Source organism: Paenibacillus solisilvae, assembly GCF_042656405.1.
Taxonomy (GTDB): Bacteria; Bacillota; Bacilli; order Paenibacillales; family Paenibacillaceae; genus Paenibacillus_Z; species Paenibacillus_Z solisilvae.
Map to the genome: position 1 here is coordinate 66,361 of NZ_JBHSOW010000080.1, position 25,384 is coordinate 91,744.

A 25,384-nucleotide genomic window follows, 5' to 3' on the forward strand; every position below is an offset into this window, starting at 1 on the left:
TGCAGTAGACTTAGGAGTTGTCTTATATGGAAGAAACGATCGAGCAGTGGATGCAAGATCTATTAAAGCTGGATTCGGCTGGAGCGAAAATGACGGAGAAGCAGATCAAGATCCTGCAATCAGCCATTGAGGTATTTGCCGAGAAAGGTTATGCGGCATCGTCAACCAACGAAATCGCTCAGCGCGCCGGCGTTGCCGAAGGAACGATATTCCGTCATTACAAGACGAAGAAGGACTTATTACTCTCCATTGTTGCTCCTGCAATGACGAAGCTCATTGCCCCGTTCGTCCTGCGCGGGTTCAATAAAGTGTTAGATACGCAGTATGCAAGCTACGATCAGCTTATACGCTCCATGATCGAGAATCGAATTGAATTCCTTAAGAAGCATAAAAATATTTTGAAAATACTCATTCAGGAAATTCCTTTTCATCCCGAGCTCCAAGAGAGCTTCCAAAGGGATGTCCTCGCCAAAGTTTTAGAGCGCCTCAGCAAGCTGGTTGCTCAATTTCAGGCGCAGGGCACAATCATCGAACTGCCTACGGCTACGGTCGTACGGCTTACCGTCTCTACTATAGTCGGATATGTGCTTGTGAGAAGCTTTTACGGTGAACGCCCGGGCGCCGAGTGGGATGACGAGCGGGAACGCGAGGAAACGATCGCTTTTATTATGCGGGGATTAGGGGTCTCTTAAATACAGTGTATGTAAAACAAACACCCCGCCAAGTCAGCACGCATTTTGCGGGCATCTCTTAGCGGGGTGTTTCCCATGCGTTAATGTTCAAAAAGCTTCAAATACCTGTTGTAACCTTCATGCTCCAGATCTGATTTGGGCACGAAACGCAATGAAGCGGAATTCAAGCGATAGTGCAGTTTAGTCGGCTCGGGACCGTCATTGAAGAGATACCCCAGATGATAATTGCCAAGTCTGCTTCGCACCGCTGTACGAACGAGCCCTCCGCTGAAGTCCCCTTCTTTGCGAATCAGGCCGTCATTGAGCGGTTTAGTGAAACTCGGCCAGCCGCTGCCGGAGTCGTATTTATCACGAGAGCTGAAGAGCGGGTCACCCGTTATGATATCCACGTATAACCCTTCCCGATCGTTGTTCCAGTACTCATTCTCGAATGCCGGCTCCGTACCAAGGTTATGAGTAACCTCGTACTGCCGCTCGGTAAGCTGCTCCCTCATTCGTTTCTTATCCTTCTCATTATTCCAATTCCGCTCTGCATAAGTATCCCGGCCGGAACCCTGCCGATAAAGCTTATATCCCGTAATATGTGTTTTATAATAGTGCTGATGATAGTCCTCAGCTGGATAAAACGGACCAGCCGCTGCGATTTCCGTCACAATCGGCCCTTTGAATCTGCCGCTCATCCCGAGTGCTTTCTTCGAGGCTTCCGCCTGTTCCTGCTGCTCCTCGTTATGAACAAAGATTGCCGTGCGGTAGGAATAACCCCGGTCCATGAACTGTCCGCCTTTGTCAGTCGGATCAATTTGCTGCCAATACAGCTCCAGGAGCCTTGTATAGGGGAACAGCTCAGGCAGGAAAGTAATTTGAACCGCTTCAGCGTGACCCGTTGTTTCCGTGCATACCTCTTCATACGTCGGATTCACTGTATGTCCTCCTGTGTAACCCGAGATAACGGACACAATGCCGGCAGCTCGTCAAACGGCTTCACCATACACCAGAAGCAGCCGCCGGCGAAGGTTGCCAGCTCCTGCTCATAACCTGTCTCATCCATTCTTATCACCTGCAATCTTCATGCTTTCCTTCTATACTAGCATGGACCTGCCTATTATTCATCTGATGCCCGAAGGGCAGCTTCACTTCATCCTCTACCCATACGATGACCATCCCATTACTCCCCTGCCATCTATATTCGGAATACCCTCTGATATGAAAAAAACCGACCCTCTCAAACGCTGATGGCGGATGAAGGAAATCGGCTGCTTTATGTTGTCCTATGGTTGATTCTAGTTGTTGTTTATGCCGAGGTGGTTTGTTTTTCTGTCATTTGAATCCGCTGTCTTGAAACGGAAGAGCAGCAGCAGTGCGGCAAACGAGAGTATTCCGCCAGCCACATATGGCAGCTGCAGATCAATGCTGAATAAGAACGCACCGAACATCGGTCCGATAATACGGCCCAAACTGTCCATCGAAGAGCTTAAACCCGAAGCGACACCTTGTCCGACCGTTGTCTTCTGCGTGATCAAGGATGTTACGCAAGGCCTGATCAGCGCATTACCGATACCGAATATCGCCAAATATATGGTCGCTGTCCACAACGAGTGAGCCGTAACGATAAGCAGGAAGCCGATTGCGGAGATGACAAGCCCGATGGCAATATACTTCGGCTCTTCACCTTTACGGATCCGGCGGCGTACAACGCCGCCCTGAATGAGCGCGCCTACCAGTCCGCATACCAGGAACATAATCCCTACCTGAAGCGGCGTTACATCAAAGCGCTTCATTCCGAACAGCTGAAGAGTTGCCTCAAGCCCTGCCAGTGACAGCGATACAAACAAAGCAAGGATATACAAATATTTGACCGAACCGGTAAAAGCACTCCACCGTGAAGGCTTCACTTCGCCTTCTTGTCTGCGCTTGTCCACCGGAAGAGATTCAGGAAGTTTAGTAACGGCTAGCAGGAACGTAATTAGCGCTAGGGCTGCCGCAGCAAAAAAAGGCGTGTTCTGCGAGACTAAGCTGAGTAATCCCCCGACTCCCGGTCCAATCGTGAAACCAAGGCCGATGGACATTCCGACGAGCCCCATTCCGCGGGTACGCTGCTCAGGCGGGGTAATGTCTGCGACATACGCAACGATAACCGAGGTCACTGCACCGGAGAACAAACCGCCAAGCACGCGTGAAGCATACATGATGGATAAGCTTCCATCCGCAATTCCGAACAACAGAAAGCTTGCAGCAAAGCCTAGAACACCCGCCAGAATAACCGGGCGGCGTCCGATTTTGTCAGAGAGTCCGCCCCAGAGAGGCGATATAACAAATGATACCGCTGAATAGATAGATAACATTAAGCCTGTATGGAACTCGACAGATCCAGGGCTTGCTTCTTTAATCAGCTCCGGCAGCACCGGAATGATAATACCAAATCCAATAAATGTAGTCATCAGCATAGCCATGACAATCAAAAGCCGTTTGTCCTTCATCTGTTTATTCCCTCCACCCCATCATCGTACCACAACTGCCGGGCGTCTTGTTATGAACAAATGAAGAACAAACAAGATCAATAACACAGATCCGCTCACATAAAATGGCGCATGCGGACCCAGGCTATCCCACAGCTTGCCTGACATGATGCTGCCAAACACCATTCCTAAGCCTTCAATCGTAAGGAAGAACCCCCAGACGGCTCCCCGTTCGGATTTTGGTATCGCATCTGCTATGAGGGCATTCCATGCCGGTATGATGCAGGCGTATCCAATACCGACAAGCATGACAATCACAAGAACAAGCGGCAAATCGCGGCTGTTGCCCAGTATCGGGAGTGCAATCGCGGCCGTCAGGAATCCCACATGAAGAAACCATTTCGTACCGAATCGATCGACCCATTTACCGACTGGAATCAGGAAGAGTACAGTGACCGCTCCTCCCGCAATCAGGAATAGACTATACTTCTGAGGCGACAAATGTAAGACGGTTCTGGCATACAGCGTAAGAACTGGCGTTAGCAAGCCTAAGGCGAAGTTCTGCATAAACATGGCGGGGTACAGCAGCCAGCTGGCATGCAGGGAGCTCCGGACTTTTGCAAAGTAGCTCCGGACCTTTTGACCAAACGTTACTCCGTCCAGGTGCACCGATTCATCCGAATGCGGCACTTCGCGCCCTTCAATTTCAAGTGACTTCCGTTTGCCCGGAAGAAACAAGGCAACGATGATTACAACGATCATCATGCTGATTAGCAGTAAGAAAGCCGGCCGATAGGTATGTACGATAAAGAAATTAATGACGATCGGTCCACAGCCGACACCAGTCAGCCAAGACATATACACGACACTCATGATCGTGCCGCTAGCTTCATTACCCGCAACAGCAGTCGCACCCGTAATGACACAAGGCCAAAGCGGCGATGTTCCTATTCCGAGCAGCAGACATGCCAGAATGATCCACCCGAGACTGCTTGAAACCGATACAATGACGACAGACGCAAATGTGAATACAACGCCGAACAGCATGACATTCCGATATCCGATTCGATCAATAATCCAGCCCAGCGGGCTCCGGAAAGCATTGTCGCCAATATATTGAAGGGCTAGCGCCCATCCGATCGCATACACAGATAATCCCAGCACCTGTCCCATGTAAACAGGTAGAATCGAGACGAGCAGCGCCCCTTTCACAAATTCGACAAGGTACATAATAATGAGCAGTTGGATGACAAACGGCGATGTCAGCACCTTTTTCCCAGCCCAGCCTTTAACTAGCTCCATGGTCGTTCTCCTCTCCTAGTTGAAGCATCTGATTGCCGATAACAGTTGTTACCCTAGTCTCAACAAAAATGTCACTTGCAATCCCCCCTGTATTTGCTATACTCAACCTTGTTTGTACGAACTTTAACATGAAAGGCTGGGATAAAGACATGGATCATACCCGGACCCCGCTGTTTAGCGCTCTACGCCGGCATGCGGCTAACAATCCCGTTCAATTTCACATTCCTGGACATAAAAAAGGAATTGGGAGCGATCCTGAATTCCGTGAATTCATTGGCGACAACGCCTTATCGATCGATTTGATTAATATTGCTCCGCTTGATGACCTGCATCAGCCGACAGGAGTTATTGAAGAAGCTCAACAGCTCGCAGCAGATGCATTCGGAGCCGATTATACCTTTTTTTCGGTACAAGGAACAAGCGGCGCGATTATGACGATGATTTTAACCGTATGTTCGCCTGGTGACAAAATCATCGTTCCGCGCAATGTGCATAAATCGATCATGTCGGCTATCATTTTTGCCGGCGCAAGACCTGTATTTATTTCACCTGCCCGTGACTCGAATCTCGGGATCGACCACGGAATTACACTCCGTTCGGTCAAGCGTGCCTTAGACCGGCACCATGATGCAAAAGCAGTCTTGGTCATTAACCCGACCTATTATGGTATTTGTGCGGATCTCAAAGAAATTGTTGATCTCGTTCACAGCTATGATGTGCCCGTGCTCGTCGATGAAGCGCACGGCGTTCTGATTCACTTCCACGAGAAGCTGCCGATGTCTGCGATGCAGGCCGGGGCCGATATGGCGGCCACAAGCGTTCACAAGCTGGGCGGCTCCATGACGCAGAGCTCCGTGCTAAATGTCCGTGAAGGCCGAATCAATCCGCAGCGCGTCAAGACCATTATCAGTATGCTGACAACAACGTCAACTTCCTATATCCTTCTTGCTTCACTGGATACTTCACGCCGTAACCTGGCTCTTCATGGACATGATATGGCTGAAAAGGCAATCGAGCTTGCACAATACGCCAGAGCGGAGATCAATAAAATGACGGGTCTGTACTGCTTTGGCGAAGAGATTCTGGGAGGCGAAGCCACCTACGACTACGACCCAACGAAGCTGAGCGTTCATGTCCGCCATTTGGGCATTACCGGCTATGAGACAGAGAACTGGCTGAGGGATAATGGCAACATTGAGATTGAAATGAGCGATATGTATAATATTCTCGCCCTTGTAACGCCAGGTGATACCCAAGATTCCATCGATGCGTTGTTGAATGGGCTGAGACATCTCGTCGAAACGCATCATGAAGTGAATGAAGCGAATGAGCTGATCGTGAAGATTCCTGATATTCCGCAGCTCTCACTCACGCCGCGCGACGCCTTTTATGCGGAAACCGAAATTGTACCCTTTAAGGAATCAGCCGGACGTATCATTGCGGAATTCATTTATGTCTATCCGCCAGGTATTCCGATCCTTCTTCCGGGTGAGGTTATTTCTCAGACGAATATTGACTATATCGTCGATCATGTTGAGGTGGGATTGCCCGTAAAGGGCCCTGAAGACCGCAGCATTGAATTCGTAAAAGTTATTGTAGAGGAAAGCGCAATCTCATAAGAATTGCGATGGATACAAAAGAAGATCGCTGCCGCCGAACAAAGGGCTCGCAGCGATCTTCTTTTCTATTCTCGCTCTGCTACCTTACGCTGCTGGTGAGCACATGCTGCAGAAAGGTTAACGTTCTGGCATAAGCATCCCTTGCCGCATCAACCTGGAAGGAAGGGCGTGTATCATTAAAGAACGCATGTGGAGCATTGACATAAATATGGTAGTCGAACTGTTTCCCCGCTTGAAAAAGCGCCTCGCCTAGCGCAGGGACTTCATCCGTGATCCGCTTATCAAGCTCTCCGTAGAATCCAAGCATCGGGCACTGTATCTCTGGAATGAGCTCCGCTGAGGGTCCGCTCCCATAGAAAATGACGGCACCTTTCAAGCTTGAATCCTTGCCGGCAAGAATGCCCGATAACCCGCCCCCCATACAAAAGCCTACAGAAGCGACTCCCTGCCCTAAAGAATATTCATACGTTTCCCTAAGCCAGCTTGCAGTCATAACGGCCTGCTGTACAAAATTAGGCATCATCCCGCTAAGATTAAAGAGATAATCGAGCGAATCGGATACCAGCTTCATTTTGTTGGCTGGAAGCAGTGCGAGCGCGGCTTGCCGCTTCTCCAAATCCCGCCAATTGGCTTGTGGAATGGCATTTAGGAACTCTTTGGCCTCTTGGACCCGCTCTGCTCTAAGCGGTTCCGGTCTTTCGCCGTTTCTGGCAAACAGATCCGGCGCGAAAGCTGTATATCCTGCCTGTGCGAACCGCCTTGTCAGATCTTGAATATGGGAATCAACACCCCATATTTCTTGAAGCACGATTACGGCAGGCATCGGCTCCCTAACACCTTCTAAACGGGCCACATAACCGCTGTATTCCCCACTATCTCCATAACGGATCCATTCCGTATCTAAGCTCATTCTTACGTTCCCCCTAGTATGCTTCATTAACCTGTGCCCTCTTTGATCAATCATTGTCATTTACCATTTTAACATATTTATTTTTAGTAAAAACGGCATTTTGGTGCTTATTGTCAATGGATAGTCTGCAATGCTATGATATTATAGGGGGTGGGCATTAGTGGCTCAAAGCGCTTATATCAAATTTGTGCAAGGTTCCGCAGTTGAACGTCTCAGTCTTAACGAGGTTAAAGATCGTCTTCATCGATATTGTGAACAAACAGCCAAAACCGGCGAACAGCTGGACTGGAACTATACGGAAGCTGCTTTTCCTTATACGGTTGAAACCAAGCCAGGTGAAGAAGACCGCTGGTTTTACTTGAAAGGTACAGCGCCGCAGTACAAGTTCATTCTATTCGGAGTCGGTGAGCGTACAGATCATGAAATCTCCGTGCCTTATGTACAAGTCGTTCTGACGGATGAGTCCACACATGGCGATAAAGCCAAGGCGAACGAGCTGTGCAAATATTTTGCCAAGCATCTGCTTGCGGAATTAACCCTGTTTAACGGAAGAACCATCTACTATAACCCGCGTAAATAAAACAAAAACTCCGCAGCCCAAGGGCTCCGGAGTTTTATTATACTGCAGCAGCATTGATTTATGAATTTTGCTCGTTCTCGCGCTGTGCCACTTCTTCATAGATACGAGTTACGCGATCCCACTCCGCATCATCTTCGATACCAACAAGGAAAGCTTCGCCATCTTCTTCTTCAATACGGAAAATAACACCATCCGCTTCTGGATCATTACGGTCAAGAAGTACTGCATATACTTGCTCTTCGGATTCGAAAGTGTATACCATTACCATCTCACGTTCTTTACCTTCCTCGTCAGTTACAAGGAATACATGCTCTTCGTGATCATGGTCGTGATTGCAGTTCTCATCATGCACATGCTCTTCGCCATTCTTATGATCATGCTCGCTCATTAGTTACACCCTCATTTCGGTTCATGTTTCGTTTCCTTCGTATCGTATCATGGAACAACCCTATGGTCAAACGAAAAACACCCCGGCTCTGTAGTAGCCAGGATGCTTGAGCAATTTACTGCGTCTTCGCTGTAATCGTTTTCTCGGATACCAATTTCCAGTCATCAGTGCCAGTTAATTTCATATAAAACAAAATCGAGTATTTACCGGCAGAATCAAAGGAATAGGTGATATCATCTGTACGATACCAGAAGTAATCCTTCACAGAAACATTCTTGGACTGAATGAGAGTCTCAGCTCCGCCCGGATTCATAATCGACACCTTGACAGCAGAGATGTCAGTCATCAAGTTATCAATCTGTGCAAATACCTTAAACGATATTCGATTGCCTTTAACGACATTCCCGAAAATAGTGTTATCTTGAAAAAGGAACATATGAACGTTCGGCTTGTAAACTGTTACCTTCTTGGCGTTTTCATCCCAAAAGACAATAGATTGCAGCGTACTGGCTAACTGACGAACAGACAAATACGTCTTGCCGTCGGAAAGTATTCCCGCATCGTCCAGCTCCGAACCGTTTACTATAACTCTTACCTTCTGTGCTGCCGAATCAGCAAATATCATCGTACCGCCCCATAATGACATAACCAGCAGCAAGATGAGAAGTTTTCTGTACTTCATGGTTGTAAGCCCTCCATCCGTTCGTTATCTGGATGAAAGGTTATACTCACCAACTTGCCCAAAGTTGCGCAAATTGAAAAAATATTTCTCACTTTTTCATTTGTCAGAAAATGCTGAAAGCTGCGCTTCCCCGGGAAATGAGCTTCAAGAATTACGAATTAACTATAAGTTCGGGTTAATATACAAGGAACCCCTTTGCCAACCGCACCCGGCTCCTTCATATTGTCACGGTACCGGATACCGCGTGCACAAGGCGTTTTACATACGTCACATGTGCCTGATAAGACGAGCTTTAAATTAGCCTGTTTACGGTCGGAAGCTGATTTTTGTTTCTTTTTTACCGCTTTGCCTTTTGCCATATTACTCCGCACCTGCCCATCTTCAAGGGTCCACTCATCGTTATCCTATGAAAAATCCGATCGGAGGTGCCTGGCTCACAGATGAAATTTGCGGAAAAATGAATGTACGCTCCCCTTTCCCTTTGTTATAGGAAATGATAAATTTGTACTTAACGGACCCGATAGGAGGAAACTCGGTTGAACTTACAAATGCTCGGGACAGGAAACGCATTCGCCAAGAAATATTTCAATACGAATGCACTGTTTTACGTAGAAGGCCGAACCGTTATGCTCGATTGCGGCATAACAGCTCCGCTTTCCTTATATCAGCTTAACAAGTCATTCAATGATATTGACGCTCTGCTTATTAGCCATATCCACGCCGACCATATTGGCGGCATTGAGGAATTCGCCTTTCAAATGAAATTTGTCCATAAACGTAAACCACTGCTTTATGTGCCGGCTGTGCTTGTGGAGAGGCTATGGGAGTTTTCACTTAAGGGCGGCTTGCTGCAGGATGAGTTTTATTCCTTGGATGATTATTTTGAAGTCAAGCTGCTTCATGAAGGGGCTGCAGCCGAAATTGTGCCTGGGTTTAAAGTGGAGCCGATTCTAACCAAACATATCCCGAACAAACCTAGTTTCTCTTACTTTATTAATGAAAGTTTTTTTTACTCCGCAGATATGCTGTTCGATCGGGCCCTGTTAGAATCCTTAATTGAGCGAGGCTGCAGGGTAATCTTTCATGATTGCCAGCTTTCTTCACCGGCTGCCGTCCACGCATCCATTGATGATTTGCTCACACTGCCTGAAGCGATCCAAGAGCATGTCTGGCTGATGCATTACGATGACTCTAAAGACGAATATGCTGGACAGACTGGCAGAATGCGGTTTGTTGATCAACACCGGATGTACAATTTTGAATAAGATGACAGCACAAAAGCCCGCATTGCGCGGGCTTTTGTTTGTTCAGCCGTGCTATGCGGCTGTGTGATATTTAGAAGTTGGGCAGATTGTCCAAATTATTCGTCGGATCCCCATCTGCGTCGCCACGGATGTACGTTTCTCCATCCCTGCCCTTAAAGGCATTCACGCCGGCAATTCGGCCGCCTTGAACCTCTTCTAGAGCTTGTGTGTAATCAAGGACACGTCCAGAGGATGTTTTGAAGGCCGTAAGATCGCCATCTCCATTCTTCTGTGTAGCTACGATCGTCTCGCGAGCGGATGGATCGAATGACTGTTCTGTAGTTTCCATGTAAATCCTCCTTTGGAAAAGCACTCATACTGCCAAATTAGGATGCCCGATTACCAGTCAAACGATTCATCTGAACGTGCAAAAATCCCGGTTGCTCCTCGGAGCAGACCGGGTTACTTATCCTTCTCGTCCTGCAGCTGCGGACGATTGTCATCCATTGCGGATTTGCGATTCGGTGCTGGAGTCAATGTGTGATCCGTTTCGGTTGAACCATATACCTCTCCCAAAACGGAGCGGGCGGCTGGATATACCGTTGAGAGGACACTATTATGCGATTCATTCTCTTCTGACCATGTTCGGGAAGATTCCTTCATACAGCCCGAGCAAACAGAAATGGAGACACAGAGGAAAGCAAGCCATATTCCAGTACGTATTCTCAATGTACACACTCCCAGGTTAGCAATTTACCTGAGCTTAGTATGCACGAATAGCAGGAAAAGCAAACCATGATAGCCATACACTTCCGGCTTGTTAGTCACCGCGGGCTTCGGGCGGAAGCTTACGCCTCCAAACGAATAACTCATCGTATGTATACGAATCCAGCATAACCATTCGGGCTACACACAACGATACCCCGCCTACAATGCAAAACAATCCGATTAGCCACAATGTCAAATGGGCAGCTTCCATACCAATTCAACCTGCCTTTCCTATGATCGCCGTTTCTGTAACGTTATGCGCCCTCCCTTCTTAATAGTCTTAATTTTTTTCTTATTTTCCCCAAAAAAGACGTTGACTTTGTTTTTCTGATTTGATATATTATTTCTTGTCACTAAGAAATATTTCATATGATCTGGTAGCTCAGCTGGGAGAGCACTATCTTGACAGGGTAGGGGTCACAGGTTCGAACCCTGTTCAGATCACCATAACTGAACGTTCGAACCCTTGAGAAATCAAGGGTTTTTTTGTTGCTACAGTATAGACGGAATTACTAGTGCAGACTGCTTGATGTAAAACTGATGTAAAAAAATATAAATAGAACGAATGTTCCCCATTTTAATCAGCCTTCCGCCATACATAACGGTTAAGTACAGAAAGACTATTTCCACGCGGGGATTGCACATTCCGCGATGGACGAACCGATTCAAGCACTGCAGCTTTCGCGCGCCGTCCGGCTGCCGCAGTGGATTGATTTTGCTTTATATTAAAGTGAGCAGGCCGCCAGAGATGCCACTCCCTTTCTCGCAATGCTCGCTTCCGGGCAAAAAAATTGGCGATTTCCTCGGCCGCCCATATTTCGGCTCGGGAGCGAACATGTCGCAATTCTGTAATGCCGGAAGGGTCAACCGCGCCTTCGATTTCAACGAGGAGTTCATCGTCATCCATCAATTCCACCAGGTCGACCGGCGCAATCTCGGCTCCACTCAGTAGCACTTGGTTATCGAGTGACGCAAGCAGAACCTGGAATTCCTCATGCTCAGGCAGTCGATCGAGTCGCACTGCGTACAGCCTGTCAAAGATGTCATTATCTTCACTATGCTGTGGAGCGCGGCCATACTGCTCGACAAATCTGGTTGAATCACTCTCGCCATATAAACAGCACAGGGACAATAAAGAGACGCTCGGGTGTTACTCCCGGCGTCTCTTCGTTGTTTTAGGCTTAACCCGATCTGCCCGGCGCAATACCCAGCGGTTTTCGAGGGAACAGCATCTCTACCTGGGTGCCCTCGTTGACCTTGGAATGGACCCGAATCGAGCCGCCATGGGCTTCAACGATCCATTCGGCGATTGATAATCCAAGCCCCGTCCCGCCTTGGGATCGGGATCGGGACTTATCGCTGCGGTAAAACCGCTCGAAGACGCGGGGAAGATCTTCCGCTGCGATCCCGCAGCCGGTGTCCGCGATCACGATCGATACGGCCTGAGAGGATGCATACCGACCGGTGACCCGAATCTCTCCGGATTCCGGGGTATATTTCAGCGCATTATCCAGCACGATAACGAGAAGCTGGCGGATTCTGTTATCATCGCCCCATAGGGCAAGGGGCTCCTCGACTTCCATGATGATCTCTATCCCCTTTGATTCCGCAAACATCCGGAACGGCTCCGTCACCTCGAATAATAAGGAATCCAGCGACAGAAGCGCGGGTTGGATAAGCGCTTGGTTCGAATCGGACCTCGCGAGCGTCAGGAGGTCGTTCACCAGCCTGCCCAGCCGCCTGCTTTCTTTGAGAATGACCGCGATTTGGGGACTTTCCTGTTCAATGGAACGCTCGGGATGCTGCAGAAGAAGCTCCGTCTGCGCATGGATGACCGCCGTCGGCGTGCGAAGTTCATGCGAAGCGTCTTCCACGAACCGCTGCTGCTTATCCCAGGATCGGCGGATGGGAATCAGCGCCCTTCCCGCCAGATACATCCCTACAAACACCGAGAGAACTCCGCCGACGATCATGGCCGCGACGATATCCGTCAGCAGAAGTTGAAGCGTGCGATCCACGTCCCCCAGACTTTTGACGATCCCGACCGCGGTGATTCCCTCCGGAGACGGCGATGCGAGAGACACGGTCAATACCCGGTAATTCTGCCCGCCCGCCGACACTGTCCGAATTTCTGTTACATCCGGGCGATCCCCGATCAATTCCGTCGTGTGCTTCTCTAAGGACGATGGAGGGGATTGTCCGACAAGCTTGCCCTTCGCGTCCCACATCAGGTAAGTTAATTTTTCGCGAGGTTCTGTACTTGAAGCGTCGGGCCGCAGCAGCTCCGAGAGATGATGGACGGATTGTTGAAGCTGGGTTTTCGCTTGCTTCATGGACTCGTCCGTCTCATGGAGCAGCCGGAGCCGCATATGGGCGTACAGCAAGACTCCCAACACGGAGAGGACGAGCAGGAAAACCGCGGCGTTCAGGAAGACCAGCCTTCTGCGCGTTCTATTGAACATGGGAATCCTCCTTGAACATGTAGCCGATTCCCCGCACGGTGCGCAAATACGCGTCGGCCTCTTGGGCCGCGAGTTTCTTGCGTAAATGGTAGACGTACACTTCCACGGCTGTGTTGGACGCCCCGGATTCAAACCCCCAAACCCGGTCGTAGATTTGCTCCCGGGTCAGAATCCGTCCGGTATTGCAAAGAAAATACTCCAGCAGTTCATATTCTTTGGTGGTCAGGTTTAACGGAGCTTCCCCGCAGAATGCGGTTCTATCCGCGGGGACTAAACGGATCGCGCCGCACGTCAGTTCGCCTTCCTGGTCGATCGTGCCCCGCCTCCGGAGGACGGCTCTGGACCTTGCCAATAATTCCGAGACGGCAAAAGGCTTCGTGACATAATCGTCCGCTCCAGCGTCGAGCCCGGCTACCCGGTCCTCCACGGCATCTTTGGCCGTTAGAAGGATGACTGGCGTCAGGATGGAACGGGCCCTTAACCGTTTCACGATCTCCACCCCGCTCATGCCAGGCAGCATAACGTCGAGAACGATGAGGTCGTGAATCGCCTGTTCCGCCCCGTAATATCCGTCATCTCCCGTCTCGGCGGCATCCGTCAGGAAACCTTCCCCCTCAAAAATAGCACGAACGATCCGAAGCAAATCGGGATCGTCCTCTACGACTAATACGCGCATACAGGTCCGCCTCCGGCAGCAATTTTTACATCCATCTTAACAGAAAGCTCGATTTTAAGAAAATTTAAAGGTTGCTCCGCTATACTGGTTTCAGGTTGAAAAACGTTAACCGACAAAGGGGAGAAATAGCGATGGCGAAAATGAGTAAAAAATGGATCGTCCTTTGCTCTGCGGCCATCGGAGCAATGTACGTCTCTGAATATATGATTACGGATACCCATGCGACCGCAGCGCCGCCGATTTCGATTTCGCAAACCGTGAGTCCGTCTCTAAACAATCCGGTTCCCAGCGCGGCTTCGCAAATTTACCGGGACGGTACCTTCACGGGGATGGGAAGCAATCGGCGAGGGGCGATCCAAGTCGACGTTACCTTGAAAAATGACAAAATCACGGACGTACAAATCAGCCAATTCGCCATGCACTATTCGGAATCCGATGTGGTGGGCTTGCCGGATGAGGTGCTGCAGAACCAAAGCGCGCAGGTCGACAACGTATCCGGCGCGACTTTCAGCACGAGAGCCTTCGAGGAGGCCGTCCAGAATGCCCTGGACCAAGCTCGAAATTCTTGATGGGAGCGCTCAGGTTATGAAAAAAGCCAAGCTGTTTATGGATACCGTCGTAGAAATCCAAGTCGTAACAGAACGGCCGGAACTCGAAACCGAAACGAAAATCGACCGGGCGTTCGAAGCCTTCCGCAAAGTAGAATCGGCCTGCAGCCGGTTCCAACCAGACAGCGAGATCATGATGGCTTGCCGGCAGATCGGCACACCCGTCCCTCTCAGCCCGCATGTATTCCATCCTCTCCGGTTCGCGATGGAAATCGCCGAACGGACGGACGGCGTATTCGATCCTACCGTGGGGAAAACGATGGAAGAGCTCGGATTTAACCGCCATTATCTGACCAGAGCGCTCATGGCAAGTCCTTCGGAAGGTTCGGTTACCTATCGGGATATCGTTCTGAACGAGCAGGAGAAGACTTTGCTCTTGAAGAAGCCGATGGTGATCGATTTGGGTGCTGTAGCCAAGGGCTTCGCTATTGATTTGGCGGCAATCGAGCTGATGGAATTCGAGAGATTCGCCGTGAATGCCGGCGGAGACCTCTACGCGGGAGGATCGGATTCGCGTTCGAACGTTTGGAAAATCGGGATCCGACATCCGGAACTTAATAAACAAATCATCCAGACGGTCGAAGTCGCCAACGAAGCGGTCTGCACGTCCGGAAGCTATGAGCGGAAGAGCGAGGTTAAGGAAGGGGTGCATCATATCGTCGACCCCAGAACCAAGCGTTCTCCGCGCGAATGGATCAGCTGCAGCGTCATCGCTCCATACGCGATGCTGGCGGACGGGTTCTCGACCGCTGCGTTCGCGATGGCCTCAGCGGAGGGGCGAGATTTGGTCGAGGACGCCGGGCTGAAGGGATTATGGATTGCTCCCGATTTGACAATGACCAGAGTTGGAGGGATTTAGATGAGTATCAAACAATGGACTAAAACCCCGAAAGCCTGGGTGTTCATAGCGATAGCCGTTAGTTATTCCGCAGCGGCCTACGCTTCTCATAATATGAACGGCCTGCGCAACGGGATCGTCGCAATCGTCGCAGCCGTTGCGGTAGACGTCATATGCGGCTTGATCGAAAAAAGAAAACGGATTTTCCCCGACGGCGCGGTGATCACGGGGCTGATCGTCGCCTCGATCCTCAGTCTCACGACTTCTCCGTGGGTGGTTGCGGGAGTCTCCGTCATTGCCATATTATCCAAGCACCTCTTGACTCACAAGAAGAAACCGGTGTTCAATCCGGCAGTGTTCGGCCTGCTCGTTTCCATTCTGCTCTTTCAATCCCAGCAAAGCTGGTGGGGTGCTTTCGGCGATCTACCCGCATGGCTTCTCGTTCTGCCGGTGATCGGCGGGTACCTGGTGATCAATCGAATCAACAAGTTTCCTCAAGTGTTTACGTTTCTCGGAACTTATTTCGTTCTATTGTTCGTGCTGGGGACGGGGACTGTCCACATCGGGACGTCCTATCTCGACGCCGTGGGCCTCTCTGACGCGCTCCGTCCTCCTTTTGTCAACGCTGCGGTCTTTTTCGCTCTATTCATGCTGACGGATCCGCCTACTTCTCCAGCTAAAGTAAGGGACCAGATCGTCTTTGGCTTCCTTTCGGCTGCTGTTGGCGTTATAGCTTACGGCTATTTGGGGGGATTGATGTATCTGTTCATCGGGCTGATGACCGGCAATCTCTATCAATGGGCGAGAAGCTTGTCCTCCGCTCGACCAAGAGGGGCTAGCCCTACTTTGAAGAAAGTTGATAAAATATCTGTTTGATGTCTCTATGCGGAATCGCAAAATGGAGGAAGTATGGTGGCTAATATGAACAAAAAATGGATCTTTTATGTTCCGCGGCAATAGGCGCAATTTACTCGGCCCGAGTATGCCGCAACGGCGACTCAAGCATCCGTGACTTAACTGCTGAAAGCCTTGATATTCAAGGCTTTTTTTGTTGTCCATTGATTTCATTATTCATTTTGATTCTTTCATCTGAGTGGAATAGCTTTGGTCTTCACTGGCGATAATGATAGAAAAAAATAATGGTTAATAAATACACCACTTGATAAAGAGGTATGGAATATTGATAGTGATGATGATCAAAACATTTTTAGCTGTTCTCATTGTCTGGTTAATGCCTAAAAGGCTAACCCGCCAAGAAATCTACACCACTTGGTTTGTCATGGCTGTTCTTACTCGTACTGTTGATCAGATCTTAGATCTAGTTTTGAGGCTTTATGACCAACTCGAGCCTGGAGTACAATGGCAAGTAGTCTTAATCCAAAGTGTCTTCCCCGCCGCGATGGGTATTATAATGTTAAATTTCATGCCTAAACACAAATTAACTTTCGTTTGTTATTCGATACTATGGATTGCTTTGTCAGTCGGTATTGAATGGATATCGATTCAAGTTGGTTATTTAACTTATCACCATTGGTCCCTGTGGTACTCAGCCGTTGTATACCTACTCGGAATTATCTTCCTGCGATTTCATCTCTCATTCTTAAGAGCGTAGATATGAATTACTCCAAAATGGTAATCACCTATTCATTGAGATACTTGGTATACCGCTTCCTGAGCGAAACCCCTCGCTCTTGAATCGTCAGAATTATCCACATTGACCGGTTCCTTTTCCTTAACTCCTATCAGATTGTTCAGCTCTTTCAGAGCAAGTTCGATTGCAGCACTTGCTTTAGTTCCGTTGGTTTGGTAATGCTCCGCACACTCTCTGCAGATCAAGAACAGGTTGAGATCGTCAACCTCTTTAGCCGCTCTCTTAAGCAATCCAATTGCTTTTGAAGCTATTTGACGTTCGTTTGTATTTGGTCTCATACTCCGATTACCTCCCAATCCATTTCTGCTGCCAAATCCCTCAGCTGCTTAGTTTCGTTATGTCGGCTTTCCGATTGTCTCAAGTGAATCCAACCGTTTCTCAATATCAAATTCACCGGTATCCAGCAGTGGGAGCTTACCGGCACGGCCATCGTCATAGTTGCTGAGCAAATGGCATGGATTAATTGTCTCGGTAACAAACACCCAGTCAAGGTAAAAGAATCTTGCATAACATACAGAGTACTCAACGCGTGAGGAGGTGCATTGAATAAATGTCCGGTCATGTAGGTGGTGCTTTTACTAACGCTGGTACGATTCTGGTGCTATTCATATTATTGGTGATTGTTGCATGCAGCTGCGGAGCATTCGGCGGTTATGGCGGTTATGGCGGCTACTAAGTAGAACTCTGAATGTCCACCATGCATTCAGGCTGCTGCAGTTCCTCCAGAAACCCTCTCCAAAAGACCCATTCTATGGGTCTTTTGTGTGGTTGCAGCATCGAACAAACTCCATGCAGCCCTCACCGTATTATTATCATACATAGCTGGATCTGTTCCAATCAAATCGGACAAGCATTAAAATGGCTGCTGTTTGTCATGATTTACGTTCTTTTGTGGATCTTCGGAAACTTTTACTTCGTACGCGGGAAGAATAGTGTTGGTGTGAAGTTAGTCTGTTTCATGATGGCAGTCGTAATCGTAATCTTCTCCGCATTTAGCTTTTCAAAACCATTGTTCGGATTCAGATAGGGATTATGATTAAAATCCAACTTGGCCCATTTAAATAAGAAATGATGTTGAAAATAATCATAATACGCTATACTTTTAATAACTTTAATGATCGAAGAGGTGTCCTATGAAAATAAGTCCGATGCTGCTGCATGTCGTAAGTGCTTTTTTCATTATTTATGGAATTGTTGATATCATATTTGTAAATGTTTTACTGGGGATTATTCTTCTTCTCATTGGCATCGCGATGAATGTCGTCGCTATTAATACCCGCATGAAACTAAAGAAACAATAATAAAGAACAAAGGCACCGCGCTCTCATGATGAGGGTACGGTGTCTTTGTAGGTAAGCCCGATAAGAGGGTTAGCCTTACGCGCCATAAAAACTGCGAATCCAACGATGTTTGGCCAGTTTGGCAAGCTGATCGGCAGGCAAGCCTTGACCGTCACCAACGCTCATGTTCCGCTCTACATTGCGTACGGAACGCATGCCCGGAATAACTGTCGAAACAGCAGGCTGGCTTAGCACGAAGCGAAGTGCGGTCTCAGCAAAGTTGTCTGGTTCCACACCAAGCTCTTCAGCCATCTGCTGTACACGATCATAGACCTGCTGCTTCCGATCACCCCGGAAATAGCCGTTGCGGAAATCACCTTCATCAAACGTCGACTCCGGAGTAATGCGCCCCGTCAAGCCGCCCTCATCGAGCGCTACCCGAACAATAACTCCGACATTATTCTTCTCGCAAGCCGGCAGCAATTGGTCCTGCGGACTTTGGTCGAATATATTATAGATCACTTGAACCGAATCGACTAATCCCGATTCAACGAGCTGGATCGCACTCTCCGGCTGATGGTCATTAATGGAAACGCCGAAATAACGGATTTTCCCCTGCTCCTTCAGCTTGCGCACACCTTCAAGCCAGTCTCCTTGCCCAACCCATTCATCAGACCAAACATGGAACTGCTGTACATCTATGGTATCCAGCCCTAAATTAATGAGGCTTTTCTCGGTCGAAGCAATGACATGCTCAGCTGTAAATGTCTCGTTCGCATGTACTCCGGCACGTGCCGGCCACTGATAATTCTTCGGCGGAATTTTGGTCGCAACATAAATGGGCTCACTATGATCCCTTACAACTTGTCCAACCAGTCGTTCACTATGCCCATCTCCATAACCAAGCGCGGTATCAATAAAATTCAAGCCGAGCTCGATGGAACGGTTCAATGCTTTTAGCGATTCATCATCCGATGCACCCAGCCACATGGACTTTCCAATGCCCCACGCGCCGTAACCGATCTCCGACACTTTCAAGCCCGTTTTACCTAATGTTCTATAGTTCATTGTTTACCTCCGTTATTTATCATCCCGTATCTTGATTTAATGCACTGTATACAGGCTCTCTTCCATTATAGGGAACTGTGCGCCACATTTTAAGGACTGAAAAATAATTCACTAACTTCCCTTTACTTGATTTCTACCCAATTCAAATACCGCCACATTCCCAAGCATTCCGGGCAGCTGCTTCATAACATGGTACGAAGGAGTGATTCACATGCCTTCTTATCGCATTATCGTGGATTTGTCTGACCGAAAACTACATTTATTAGATGGAAGTATAGTCGTTCATTCCTACCCTGTCGGCATTGGTAAAATGGTGACCAGAACACCTTCCGGCGAATTCACGATAATCAATAAACAGCCGAATCCAGGAGGGCCTTTCGGTGCTTTATGGATGGGATTGTCCAAACCCCATTATGGCATTCATGGCACGAATGATCCTTCCTCCATCGGAAGGGAAGTTTCACACGGCTGTATCCGCATGTATAACGCCGATGTCATTGCCTTATCACAGCTTGTACCAATTCGAACACGCGTTACCATCCGCCCTTAGCCCAGTAAACAGTGCTGCAACTAGTAGGCAAGTATCCTGTTCTGTTTTCCATGCATACGCTACTAGCAGCAAATCAGTTATGGAGGCTTCTGCGTATGTCTTTTTTTCCTATTCCGTTCAATCAACCGCCTTACCCTTATCCTTATCCCTATCCCTATCCATACCCGTATCCCTCTATCCCTATCCATATCCGTATCCATACCCGTATCCGGAAGTGCTGCCATTACCGGTTCCCTTCCCAATAGGGGGCTTTGGCGGACCGTTCGGATTTCATGGAGGTCCTGGATTTCATGGAGGTCCCGGCTTTGGCGGACCCGGCTTTGGTGGCGGCGGAGCGTTTCACGGGGGCGGATTTCATGCGGACATCGGCCTGCACAATCATTTGACCCCCTGATAGGTTACTCAAACAAGGAATCCACATGACAGCTCATCTTTAGCTAAAAAGAGGATGCATCGTATGAATCTGATGCATCCTTTTCCATGCTGCAAACCGATAATAACGTCATACATATGAATTTCGTTAAGTTCAGCCGTGCAACTTTCATGAACCTTCCAACGTCTTTAAGGGTACAAATCAAATGATAGAGGTGAGCAGACTATGAAAAAAACCTTGTTTATTTTCACTGTTGTCGTGCTGATGATTACAGCAATATCACAATCGGTCTGGGCGTTCTCTGATACGAAGAACGATCCGAATGCAGATAAAATATCCGCTTTGCAGGATCAGGGCATTGTATTGGGCAGCAATGACGGCACTTTCAAGCCAAAGGATAAGCTGACTTATGCAGCTGGCATTACGATAGTTGTCAAAGGTCTTGGACTAAATCTGAATGGCAAACAATTTTTCAAGCAGCCGTTAGCTACGGATTATTTTACAAAAGCAAACAATCAAGCCTGGTACTCCGAGTCATTCGTCATCGCAGGAGAAAATAACCTTGATTTGCCGAGGGACCTTGATCCTGCAGCCGTGATGTCACGCGAGCAATTCGCACATCTTTTATTCCGGGGCATTATGGCAACCGGAGACTATGCTTTCATCGAGATATTCGTTGATATCAACGATCAAAGCGATATCGCATCCGCATATATGGACAGCATCCAGAAGCTGCTGATCGCAAATATCGTTAAACTGGATGCCAAACACAATTTCTACCCAAAAGAAGCCATAACACGCGGTGAAGCTGCTGGCTGGTTATTTGATGCCATTAATTTTGTAAAAGAGAATAAGAATAATATCCCTCCCGTTGAAGAGCAGCCGCCGTTTCCTTTAACAGATTTGGCCATCTCCGTCAAAGCGATTAATGCCGATGTTAATGAAGTTACTGTCACTGCTCAAGCGCCTAACCCGGGCTACGGCATGCGTATTGCCTCCCTGCTGTTCGATGGGGATCAAGCAATCATTAACATCGAGCCTACATTCCCTAAAAAGGATATGATGTATCCTCAGGTTGTTACACAGGTGAAGGCAGTTACCTATGTTTCCTCTGCTTATAAGCCTGTACTTGGGGCAAACAGCTCCTCTGATGAAGGTTCAGCAGGATCCGGCGCGATAGCTGCCGAGCCTTCAGAAGGAATCTCCTCTGCAGATGGGAGCACAATTCATTAAGATAGTTTTAACCACTCAACCAAACACCCCCAAGACAATAGGTCCTGGGGGTGTTGATTTTTCGCTGTAAGATACTTTATGGCATAAAGCCTGCGTGTCCAAAATAAACGGCACCCTCCGGCATGAGAGCGGTCAGCTGTTCCACGAACTGATCGGCCGTCTGCGGGGTATACAGCCCCTCAACTCCCAGTTCTCCATATCGCGCTTCCATCTTCAGCTGGGCAGAGCGCTTGCCTCCGCTGCCGTCGCCTCGGAAGAAATCATCGACTACAACTCGATCCACTGCCTCTGAGAGTCGCTGCGCAAACTCTCCCGAATACGGCAGCAATGGCGAGACCGCCGCTTGTACGGGCACCCCCAGCTTCCGCAGCTCTCTTATCGTTCGCCATCTCGCTGCAAGAGGAGGAGCCGCAGGGGTTAAGGACCTGCGTATAGACTCTAGGTCAGTTTCAATCGTCACACTCACACGAACGCGGCTTCCCAGCTGCCTAAGGAGATCCTGATCCCGAATCACCAGCGGGCTCCTGGTCTGAACCAACAGAAATTCAGGCGGCTCCTCAACCATTATCTCTAACAATTTTCTTGTAACCTGCTGTTTATATTCGAGCGGCTGATAAGGATCGGTAGCGGATGACATAAATACAGTAACCGCCCCCTTATGAAGCGCCCTGCGCCATTCCCGGCGAAAATCAGCTTCTTGAAAGGCCTTCGCTTCCACCCATTCTCCCCATGGCTCTCCGCGGAATAAAGCGAGCGGCATTCTTCTTACATAACAGTAGGAGCAGCCAAATACGCAGCCTACATAGGGATTCAAGGTATAGGAGTAGCCGGTTAAATAACCGGAAGCAGGCAGCAGCAGACGTGTAGAACGCTTCTTGGGTTCCTGCTTAGGACCGGTCATGATTGTTCCCATGCAGCGGCCGACTCAAGTTCAGCCAGCGTCGGAATATGCCAATCGATCTCCTTACTCCCTATCTGACGAAGAAAATCATTCGCTTGTGTGAATGGCCGGCTGCCGAAGAACCCCTTTCGAGCAGCGAATGGGCTAGGGTGCGGCGAGCTTATCACACAATGACAGGTTTCATCTATAGCTGCCGCTTTCTCCTGTGCATGTTTTCCCCATAAAATAAAGACAACCGGCTTCTGGCGTTTATTGAGGGCATTGATGATGGCATCCGTAAATCGTTCCCAGCCCCTCCCTTGATGGGAGGCCGGCTGTCCTGCTTGAACAGTCAGCACATTATTGAGCAGAAGCACCCCTTGCTGTGCCCAAGAGATCAAGCTGCCATGGTCAGGAATATCGCAACCCAGATCCTCTCTGAGTTCTTTGAAAATATTTTGCAATGAGGGCGGAACCTTCACCCCTGGCTGCACCGAGAAACTCAGCCCATGTGCCTGACCAGGGCCATGATAGGGGTCTTGTCCGATAATAACGACCTTCGTCCCCTCGTAACTGGTGTAATTCAACGCATTAAAAATATCACCAAGCTTCGGATATACAGATGCGGACCGGTACTGCTCATCAAGAAAACCGCGAAGTTCTTTGAAGTAGGCCTGCTCGAACTCCTCCTCCAGCAGAGAAGCCCAATCATTGGTTAAAGCAGTGTGCATACAGCTCATCTCCCTTCGTCATCTATCTTATTAACCTCTGCCGCCACTTCTTAAGACGAAAGAAAAAGACCCTTAATCGCTCCGACCTGTAACAAGTACAAGCTGGTCTATTAAGGATCTGATTCTTGCTATGTAGACGTTCATTTCACTAACCACAAATGTAAAACACAAGGTTCCACTGGGTTATAAAGATGGATGCCGAGGACGGGAATCGAACCCGTACGGTGGTCACCCACCGCAGGATTTTAAGTCCTGTGCGTCTGCCAGTTCCGCCACCCCGGCATGGTTTGAAGTGCGTGAAATGGTGGGCCCTGAGGGACTCGAACCCCCGACCAATCGGTTATGAGCCGACCGCTCTAACCAACTGAGCTAAGGGCCCCTAAAAGAAAGACATTGGAAGGTAAGTTGGTTGCGGGGGCAGGATTTGAACCTGCGGCCTTCGGGTTATGAGCCCGACGAGCTACCGGGCTGCTCCACCCCGCGTCAATACCATTTCACCAGCATCAATCAATGGCGACAAGAATTAATATACAATAAGATAGCGTCCGAAGTCAAGGAAATATTTTTCATGGAAGAAAACGCACGCCAAATCTACCTTTGCGCGATTTAAAAACCTCAACCTCCTGCGGACAATCATACCCATAAACCCACCAATCATTCTCCATTCGTTTCACAAGGCAGCCTGCTTGAAATTTGGTTTCATATAAGCGAACCCAATACACCCAATTCATTCTCAATACCTCCTTTGCTCTGCTTAGAGTACCCCAATTTCGGATAATACAAGCAAGAGACTACCCAGAGGATAAAAAACTGCAGCCCATAATGGACTGCAGTGCATGAGGTTAACCTTTAGCCTTTTGGAAGTACTATGCCTCCTCCGTTACCTCCTGGAACAAGGGGACCGTTAGGATTGTCTTTAATCTTTTGCAGCAGGACATCACCCTGGGTTTGCCATTCTTTCAACGCGGCCTCAACCGTTTTCTTCCCATCTAATACTTGCTGGAATAGAGGTTGACCCGATTGAGTGACCTGCCACAGATTTGGTTTATCCCTGTACAGTTTGTCAAGTGTAACATCCTGCGGCGGTACCGGCTTGAGTGTATAGAATGCAGCGAGATTGTAATCCATTCCGTCTTTTGGCTTCAGGAAGGATTTACGCGCTACCATTTCATACGTGCTGCGTGATTTGAGCTTTGCCCATTCCTTGCTGTTGTTAAATTGGATGAAGTCCCATGCATCTTCGCTGTTTTGTGCTTTCGCGTTGATAGCCATCAGGTTGTTCAGATAGATATTACCGCCAATTCCCGGTGCTTCCGCGAAAGTCGGAATCGTAACAACATCCCAATCCACAGTCGGAACGGCTTTATTCTTGGTCGAATAGTCTTTAGCTTTGGCCAGCTCATTGATATAGTCATATCCGCCGATCGTCATGGCGATTCTACCGTTAATGAACAGATCGCCTTGGAATGGATTGAAGACCGCTTCCTTACCGCTTGCGATTCCGCCGTCGCCCCCAAAGTTCATATCACTTTGGGATGGAACGATTTTGTCTTTATAGAGCGCCAGAACGTCCTTCCAAACCTTTGCCCACTGCGGCGTGTCCACCGTCATTTTCTCGCCTTTATTATCGAAAATTTTGAGCTGCAGCGGCGCAGCATAGTTTTGCGCGTCATTGAAAGGGTCGCCGCTCCAACGGTTAAAGGAGAAGCCGAATTTGCGGTCCTTGCCTTCGCCCTTCGCTACCCGTTTCGCCAGATCAAAAATATCGCTCCACTGCATGTTATCCGTCGGAACTGGAACGCCTGCATCGGTAAACAGCTTCTTGTTATAGAACAATGCGGAGGAGTTGAACGTAGGTGTCAGGGCATACAAATTGTTATCGCCTGCATCCTTAATTCCGTTTATAACGGTCGGAACAAAATCCTCCACGTCAAATTTGCTCTCTTGAATAAGCGGATCCAATTGCTTGAGCAAATTGTCCTGAACCGCCCGTTTCAAATAATTAGATTCCAAAACCACGACATCGACCGGATGATTGCCGACGAGCATTTCCTTCATTTTCTCATAAGGATCCGGCTGCTGATTCGGTTTGTTAGGGTCTTTGCTCGGCTCTTCAAAACGTTGATCATCATAGTTGATAGCGGCTGCTATCTCTATGTCGATATCCGGGTGGGTTAACTCATAACCATCCGTAAATTGCTGGCGCAAATATTGCTCATTGTCGGAATTGGAATACATGAAGCCCACACGCAGCACATGGCGCTCCGCGCTGCTGTTCCCGTCTCCCTTGCTGCAAGCAGCCAGTACAGTGGATAATAAGCCTACCGATAAAATAATTGCAGATGCTTTTCGAATTGTTGAGCCTCTCATCAAACGCGGTGTCGTACTCATCC

At 48.7% G+C, this 25,384-nt stretch carries 30 protein-coding genes, 4 tRNA genes and 1 pseudogene; 13 read left to right on the plus strand and 22 right to left on the minus strand.

The features are described 5' to 3' along the window. Positions 1-26 precede the first annotated feature (26 nt). Entirely contained in the window at positions 27-692 is a 666-nt protein-coding gene (locus ACFPYJ_RS21315; protein ID WP_379190245.1) for a TetR/AcrR family transcriptional regulator, read from the plus strand. A gap of 80 nt (positions 693-772) precedes the next feature. Here ACFPYJ_RS21315 and msrB read toward each other — a convergent pair whose 3' ends face one another. The 4 genes and pseudogenes from msrB to ACFPYJ_RS21335 all read right to left on the minus strand — a co-directional run bounded on the left by msrB (position 773) and on the right by ACFPYJ_RS21335 (position 4,450). Further along, positions 773-1,186 carry a peptide-methionine (R)-S-oxide reductase MsrB gene (gene msrB, locus ACFPYJ_RS21320; RefSeq protein ID WP_379190474.1) on the minus strand — a complete coding sequence of 138 codons (414 nt, stop codon included), beginning with the start codon at positions 1,184-1,186 and terminating at the stop codon, positions 773-775. A 15-nt stretch (positions 1,187-1,201) separates the two neighbouring features. Continuing rightward, positions 1,202-1,740: pseudogene (msrA, locus tag ACFPYJ_RS21325) on the minus strand (peptide-methionine (S)-S-oxide reductase MsrA); the annotation flags it as partial. A 232-nt stretch (positions 1,741-1,972) separates the two neighbouring features. Continuing rightward, positions 1,973-3,169 carry an MFS transporter gene (locus ACFPYJ_RS21330; protein WP_379190246.1) on the minus strand — a complete coding sequence of 399 codons (1,197 nt, stop codon included), beginning with the start codon at positions 3,167-3,169 and terminating at the stop codon, positions 1,973-1,975. 21 nt (positions 3,170-3,190) lie between these two features. After that, the gene (locus tag ACFPYJ_RS21335) at positions 3,191-4,450 is read right to left on the minus strand and encodes an MFS transporter (RefSeq protein WP_379190247.1); all 1,260 of its coding nucleotides are present in this window, start codon (positions 4,448-4,450) and stop codon (positions 3,191-3,193) included. A 149-nt stretch (positions 4,451-4,599) separates the two neighbouring features. Here ACFPYJ_RS21335 and ACFPYJ_RS21340 point away from each other — a divergent pair, with 149 nt between their 5' ends. Further along, the gene (locus ACFPYJ_RS21340; RefSeq protein WP_379190248.1) at positions 4,600-6,069 is read left to right on the plus strand and encodes an aminotransferase class I/II-fold pyridoxal phosphate-dependent enzyme; all 1,470 of its coding nucleotides are present in this window, start codon (positions 4,600-4,602) and stop codon (positions 6,067-6,069) included. Positions 6,070-6,148: 79 nt separating this feature from the next. On the opposite strand, the gene ACFPYJ_RS21345 is transcribed toward ACFPYJ_RS21340, so the two are convergent. Continuing rightward, positions 6,149-6,979 carry a dienelactone hydrolase family protein gene (locus ACFPYJ_RS21345; RefSeq protein WP_379190249.1) on the minus strand — a complete coding sequence of 277 codons (831 nt, stop codon included), beginning with the start codon at positions 6,977-6,979 and terminating at the stop codon, positions 6,149-6,151. A gap of 160 nt (positions 6,980-7,139) precedes the next feature. On the opposite strand from ACFPYJ_RS21345, the gene ACFPYJ_RS21350 reads away from it, so the two are divergent. Further along, on the plus strand, positions 7,140-7,559 hold the full coding sequence (locus ACFPYJ_RS21350) for a DUF1885 family protein (protein ID WP_379190250.1): 420 nt from the start codon (positions 7,140-7,142) through the stop codon (positions 7,557-7,559). Positions 7,560-7,617: 58 nt separating this feature from the next. Here the strand turns inward: ACFPYJ_RS21350 and ACFPYJ_RS21355 are convergent, their stop codons facing one another. The 3 genes from ACFPYJ_RS21355 to ACFPYJ_RS21365 form a co-directional block, all read right to left on the minus strand. Beyond that, positions 7,618-7,947: a DUF1292 domain-containing protein gene (locus ACFPYJ_RS21355; protein ID WP_379190251.1), complete on the minus strand. Its 330-nt coding sequence runs from the start codon at positions 7,945-7,947 to the stop codon at positions 7,618-7,620. A gap of 115 nt (positions 7,948-8,062) precedes the next feature. After that, on the minus strand, positions 8,063-8,629 hold the full coding sequence (locus ACFPYJ_RS21360) for a stalk domain-containing protein (protein WP_379190252.1): 567 nt from the start codon (positions 8,627-8,629) through the stop codon (positions 8,063-8,065). 158 nt (positions 8,630-8,787) lie between these two features. Next, complete coding sequence (locus tag ACFPYJ_RS21365) at positions 8,788-8,988, minus strand: hypothetical protein (RefSeq protein ID WP_379190253.1); 201 nt, start codon at positions 8,986-8,988, stop codon at positions 8,788-8,790. A 177-nt stretch (positions 8,989-9,165) separates the two neighbouring features. Between ACFPYJ_RS21365 and ACFPYJ_RS21370 the strand changes: the two genes are divergently transcribed. Then, positions 9,166-9,894 (plus strand): MBL fold metallo-hydrolase, encoded by a 729-nt coding sequence (locus ACFPYJ_RS21370; protein WP_379190254.1) that lies wholly within the window; start codon positions 9,166-9,168, stop codon positions 9,892-9,894. Between the two features lie 70 nt (positions 9,895-9,964). Here the strand turns inward: ACFPYJ_RS21370 and ACFPYJ_RS21375 are convergent, their stop codons facing one another. Beyond that, entirely contained in the window at positions 9,965-10,222 is a 258-nt protein-coding gene (locus ACFPYJ_RS21375; protein WP_379190255.1) for a DUF3892 domain-containing protein, read from the minus strand. 113 nt (positions 10,223-10,335) lie between these two features. Further along, complete coding sequence (locus tag ACFPYJ_RS21380; protein ID WP_379190256.1) at positions 10,336-10,602, minus strand: hypothetical protein; 267 nt, start codon at positions 10,600-10,602, stop codon at positions 10,336-10,338. Between the two features lie 410 nt (positions 10,603-11,012). Between ACFPYJ_RS21380 and ACFPYJ_RS21385 the strand changes: the two genes are divergently transcribed. Further along, positions 11,013-11,088 (plus strand) — tRNA-Val (locus ACFPYJ_RS21385). A 130-nt stretch (positions 11,089-11,218) separates the two neighbouring features. Here ACFPYJ_RS21385 and ACFPYJ_RS21390 read toward each other — a convergent pair. The 3 genes from ACFPYJ_RS21390 to ACFPYJ_RS21400 all read right to left on the minus strand — a co-directional run bounded on the left by ACFPYJ_RS21390 (position 11,219) and on the right by ACFPYJ_RS21400 (position 13,779). After that, on the minus strand, positions 11,219-11,662 hold the full coding sequence (locus ACFPYJ_RS21390) for a hypothetical protein (protein ID WP_379190257.1): 444 nt from the start codon (positions 11,660-11,662) through the stop codon (positions 11,219-11,221). A 160-nt stretch (positions 11,663-11,822) separates the two neighbouring features. After that, positions 11,823-13,103 carry a sensor histidine kinase gene (locus tag ACFPYJ_RS21395; protein WP_379190258.1) on the minus strand — a complete coding sequence of 427 codons (1,281 nt, stop codon included), beginning with the start codon at positions 13,101-13,103 and terminating at the stop codon, positions 11,823-11,825. Then, positions 13,093-13,779: a response regulator transcription factor gene (locus ACFPYJ_RS21400; RefSeq protein WP_379190259.1), complete on the minus strand. Its 687-nt coding sequence runs from the start codon at positions 13,777-13,779 to the stop codon at positions 13,093-13,095. Before ACFPYJ_RS21400 ends, ACFPYJ_RS21395 begins: the two co-directional genes overlap by 11 nt. Positions 13,780-13,910: 131 nt before the next feature. On the opposite strand from ACFPYJ_RS21400, the gene ACFPYJ_RS21405 reads away from it, so the two are divergent. The 3 genes from ACFPYJ_RS21405 to ACFPYJ_RS21415 are packed head-to-tail and all read left to right on the plus strand — an operon-like array spanning position 13,911 to position 16,101. Beyond that, positions 13,911-14,348: an FMN-binding protein gene (locus ACFPYJ_RS21405; protein WP_379190260.1), complete on the plus strand. Its 438-nt coding sequence runs from the start codon at positions 13,911-13,913 to the stop codon at positions 14,346-14,348. Next, positions 14,320-15,246, plus strand: coding sequence for an FAD:protein FMN transferase (locus tag ACFPYJ_RS21410; protein WP_379190261.1), 927 nt, complete (start codon positions 14,320-14,322; stop codon positions 15,244-15,246). Before ACFPYJ_RS21405 ends, ACFPYJ_RS21410 begins: the two co-directional genes overlap by 29 nt. Next, on the plus strand, positions 15,247-16,101 hold the full coding sequence (locus ACFPYJ_RS21415) for an RnfABCDGE type electron transport complex subunit D (protein ID WP_379190262.1): 855 nt from the start codon (positions 15,247-15,249) through the stop codon (positions 16,099-16,101). 768 nt (positions 16,102-16,869) lie between these two features. Here ACFPYJ_RS21415 and ACFPYJ_RS21420 read toward each other — a convergent pair. Beyond that, on the minus strand, positions 16,870-17,154 hold the full coding sequence (locus ACFPYJ_RS21420; RefSeq protein WP_379190263.1) for a hypothetical protein: 285 nt from the start codon (positions 17,152-17,154) through the stop codon (positions 16,870-16,872). 272 nt (positions 17,155-17,426) lie between these two features. On the opposite strand from ACFPYJ_RS21420, the gene ACFPYJ_RS21425 reads away from it, so the two are divergent. Continuing rightward, on the plus strand, positions 17,427-17,552 hold the full coding sequence (locus tag ACFPYJ_RS21425) for a hypothetical protein (protein ID WP_379190264.1): 126 nt from the start codon (positions 17,427-17,429) through the stop codon (positions 17,550-17,552). A 457-nt stretch (positions 17,553-18,009) separates the two neighbouring features. Beyond that, on the plus strand, positions 18,010-18,177 hold the full coding sequence (locus ACFPYJ_RS21430) for a hypothetical protein (protein WP_379190265.1): 168 nt from the start codon (positions 18,010-18,012) through the stop codon (positions 18,175-18,177). 75 nt (positions 18,178-18,252) lie between these two features. Here the strand turns inward: ACFPYJ_RS21430 and ACFPYJ_RS21435 are convergent, their stop codons facing one another. Continuing rightward, the gene (locus tag ACFPYJ_RS21435; RefSeq protein ID WP_379190266.1) at positions 18,253-19,224 is read right to left on the minus strand and encodes an aldo/keto reductase; all 972 of its coding nucleotides are present in this window, start codon (positions 19,222-19,224) and stop codon (positions 18,253-18,255) included. A gap of 211 nt (positions 19,225-19,435) precedes the next feature. On the opposite strand from ACFPYJ_RS21435, the gene ACFPYJ_RS21440 reads away from it, so the two are divergent. From ACFPYJ_RS21440 to ACFPYJ_RS21450, 3 genes are all read left to right on the plus strand, one after another. Further along, positions 19,436-19,774, plus strand: coding sequence for a L,D-transpeptidase (locus ACFPYJ_RS21440; RefSeq protein ID WP_379190267.1), 339 nt, complete (start codon positions 19,436-19,438; stop codon positions 19,772-19,774). A gap of 79 nt (positions 19,775-19,853) precedes the next feature. Then, positions 19,854-20,168 carry a hypothetical protein gene (locus tag ACFPYJ_RS21445; protein ID WP_379190268.1) on the plus strand — a complete coding sequence of 105 codons (315 nt, stop codon included), beginning with the start codon at positions 19,854-19,856 and terminating at the stop codon, positions 20,166-20,168. A 204-nt stretch (positions 20,169-20,372) separates the two neighbouring features. Next, positions 20,373-21,380, plus strand: a complete 1,008-nt coding sequence (locus ACFPYJ_RS21450; RefSeq protein WP_379190269.1) for an S-layer homology domain-containing protein — start codon at positions 20,373-20,375, stop codon at positions 21,378-21,380. Positions 21,381-21,456: 76 nt separating this feature from the next. Here ACFPYJ_RS21450 and ACFPYJ_RS21455 read toward each other — a convergent pair whose 3' ends face one another. The 7 genes from ACFPYJ_RS21455 to ACFPYJ_RS21485 all read right to left on the minus strand — a co-directional run bounded on the left by ACFPYJ_RS21455 (position 21,457) and on the right by ACFPYJ_RS21485 (position 25,382). Continuing rightward, positions 21,457-22,293 (minus strand): SPL family radical SAM protein, encoded by an 837-nt coding sequence (locus tag ACFPYJ_RS21455; RefSeq protein WP_379190270.1) that lies wholly within the window; start codon positions 22,291-22,293, stop codon positions 21,457-21,459. After that, complete coding sequence (locus ACFPYJ_RS21460; RefSeq protein ID WP_379190271.1) at positions 22,278-22,991, minus strand: uracil-DNA glycosylase; 714 nt, start codon at positions 22,989-22,991, stop codon at positions 22,278-22,280. The genes ACFPYJ_RS21455 and ACFPYJ_RS21460 overlap by 16 nt, the downstream gene beginning before the upstream one ends. A 196-nt stretch (positions 22,992-23,187) precedes the next feature. Next, a tRNA-Leu gene (locus ACFPYJ_RS21465) sits at positions 23,188-23,273 on the minus strand. A 20-nt stretch (positions 23,274-23,293) separates the two neighbouring features. Then, positions 23,294-23,370: transfer RNA gene (locus ACFPYJ_RS21470), tRNA-Ile, on the minus strand. 27 nt (positions 23,371-23,397) lie between these two features. Beyond that, positions 23,398-23,474, minus strand: a tRNA-Met gene (locus ACFPYJ_RS21475). An 83-nt stretch (positions 23,475-23,557) separates the two neighbouring features. After that, positions 23,558-23,722, minus strand: a complete 165-nt coding sequence (locus tag ACFPYJ_RS21480) for a hypothetical protein (protein ID WP_379190272.1) — start codon at positions 23,720-23,722, stop codon at positions 23,558-23,560. Between the two features lie 118 nt (positions 23,723-23,840). Beyond that, on the minus strand, positions 23,841-25,382 hold the full coding sequence (locus ACFPYJ_RS21485; RefSeq protein ID WP_379190273.1) for an ABC transporter substrate-binding protein: 1,542 nt from the start codon (positions 25,380-25,382) through the stop codon (positions 23,841-23,843). Positions 25,383-25,384: the final 2 nt, after the last annotated feature.

Coding starts and splice junctions, on each gene's coding strand:
- ACFPYJ_RS21315 (WP_379190245.1), top strand. CDS start 27: ATGGAAGAAACGATCGAGCAGTGGATGCAAGATCTATTAAAGCTGGAT.
- msrB (WP_379190474.1), bottom strand. CDS start 1,186: ATGAGGGAGCAGCTTACCGAGCGGCAGTACGAGGTTACTCATAACCTT.
- ACFPYJ_RS21330 (WP_379190246.1), bottom strand. CDS start 3,169: ATGAAGGACAAACGGCTTTTGATTGTCATGGCTATGCTGATGACTACA.
- ACFPYJ_RS21335 (WP_379190247.1), bottom strand. CDS start 4,450: ATGGAGCTAGTTAAAGGCTGGGCTGGGAAAAAGGTGCTGACATCGCCG.
- ACFPYJ_RS21340 (WP_379190248.1), top strand. CDS start 4,600: ATGGATCATACCCGGACCCCGCTGTTTAGCGCTCTACGCCGGCATGCG.
- ACFPYJ_RS21345 (WP_379190249.1), bottom strand. CDS start 6,979: ATGAGCTTAGATACGGAATGGATCCGTTATGGAGATAGTGGGGAATAC.
- ACFPYJ_RS21355 (WP_379190251.1), bottom strand. CDS start 7,947: ATGAGCGAGCATGATCATAAGAATGGCGAAGAGCATGTGCATGATGAG.
- ACFPYJ_RS21360 (WP_379190252.1), bottom strand. CDS start 8,629: ATGAAGTACAGAAAACTTCTCATCTTGCTGCTGGTTATGTCATTATGG.
- ACFPYJ_RS21365 (WP_379190253.1), bottom strand. CDS start 8,988: ATGGCAAAAGGCAAAGCGGTAAAAAAGAAACAAAAATCAGCTTCCGAC.
- ACFPYJ_RS21375 (WP_379190255.1), bottom strand. CDS start 10,222: ATGGAAACTACAGAACAGTCATTCGATCCATCCGCTCGCGAGACGATC.
- ACFPYJ_RS21395 (WP_379190258.1), bottom strand. CDS start 13,103: ATGTTCAATAGAACGCGCAGAAGGCTGGTCTTCCTGAACGCCGCGGTT.
- ACFPYJ_RS21400 (WP_379190259.1), bottom strand. CDS start 13,779: ATGCGCGTATTAGTCGTAGAGGACGATCCCGATTTGCTTCGGATCGTT.
- ACFPYJ_RS21405 (WP_379190260.1), top strand. CDS start 13,911: ATGGCGAAAATGAGTAAAAAATGGATCGTCCTTTGCTCTGCGGCCATC.
- ACFPYJ_RS21410 (WP_379190261.1), top strand. CDS start 14,320: ATGCCCTGGACCAAGCTCGAAATTCTTGATGGGAGCGCTCAGGTTATG.
- ACFPYJ_RS21415 (WP_379190262.1), top strand. CDS start 15,247: ATGAGTATCAAACAATGGACTAAAACCCCGAAAGCCTGGGTGTTCATA.
- ACFPYJ_RS21420 (WP_379190263.1), bottom strand. CDS start 17,154: ATGAGACCAAATACAAACGAACGTCAAATAGCTTCAAAAGCAATTGGA.
- ACFPYJ_RS21425 (WP_379190264.1), top strand. CDS start 17,427: ATGTCCGGTCATGTAGGTGGTGCTTTTACTAACGCTGGTACGATTCTG.
- ACFPYJ_RS21430 (WP_379190265.1), top strand. CDS start 18,010: ATGAAAATAAGTCCGATGCTGCTGCATGTCGTAAGTGCTTTTTTCATT.
- ACFPYJ_RS21435 (WP_379190266.1), bottom strand. CDS start 19,224: ATGAACTATAGAACATTAGGTAAAACGGGCTTGAAAGTGTCGGAGATC.
- ACFPYJ_RS21440 (WP_379190267.1), top strand. CDS start 19,436: ATGCCTTCTTATCGCATTATCGTGGATTTGTCTGACCGAAAACTACAT.
- ACFPYJ_RS21445 (WP_379190268.1), top strand. CDS start 19,854: ATGGAGGCTTCTGCGTATGTCTTTTTTTCCTATTCCGTTCAATCAACC.
- ACFPYJ_RS21450 (WP_379190269.1), top strand. CDS start 20,373: ATGAAAAAAACCTTGTTTATTTTCACTGTTGTCGTGCTGATGATTACA.
- ACFPYJ_RS21455 (WP_379190270.1), bottom strand. CDS start 22,293: ATGGGAACAATCATGACCGGTCCTAAGCAGGAACCCAAGAAGCGTTCT.
- ACFPYJ_RS21460 (WP_379190271.1), bottom strand. CDS start 22,991: ATGCACACTGCTTTAACCAATGATTGGGCTTCTCTGCTGGAGGAGGAG.
- ACFPYJ_RS21480 (WP_379190272.1), bottom strand. CDS start 23,722: ATGAATTGGGTGTATTGGGTTCGCTTATATGAAACCAAATTTCAAGCA.
- ACFPYJ_RS21485 (WP_379190273.1), bottom strand. CDS start 25,382: ATGAGTACGACACCGCGTTTGATGAGAGGCTCAACAATTCGAAAAGCA.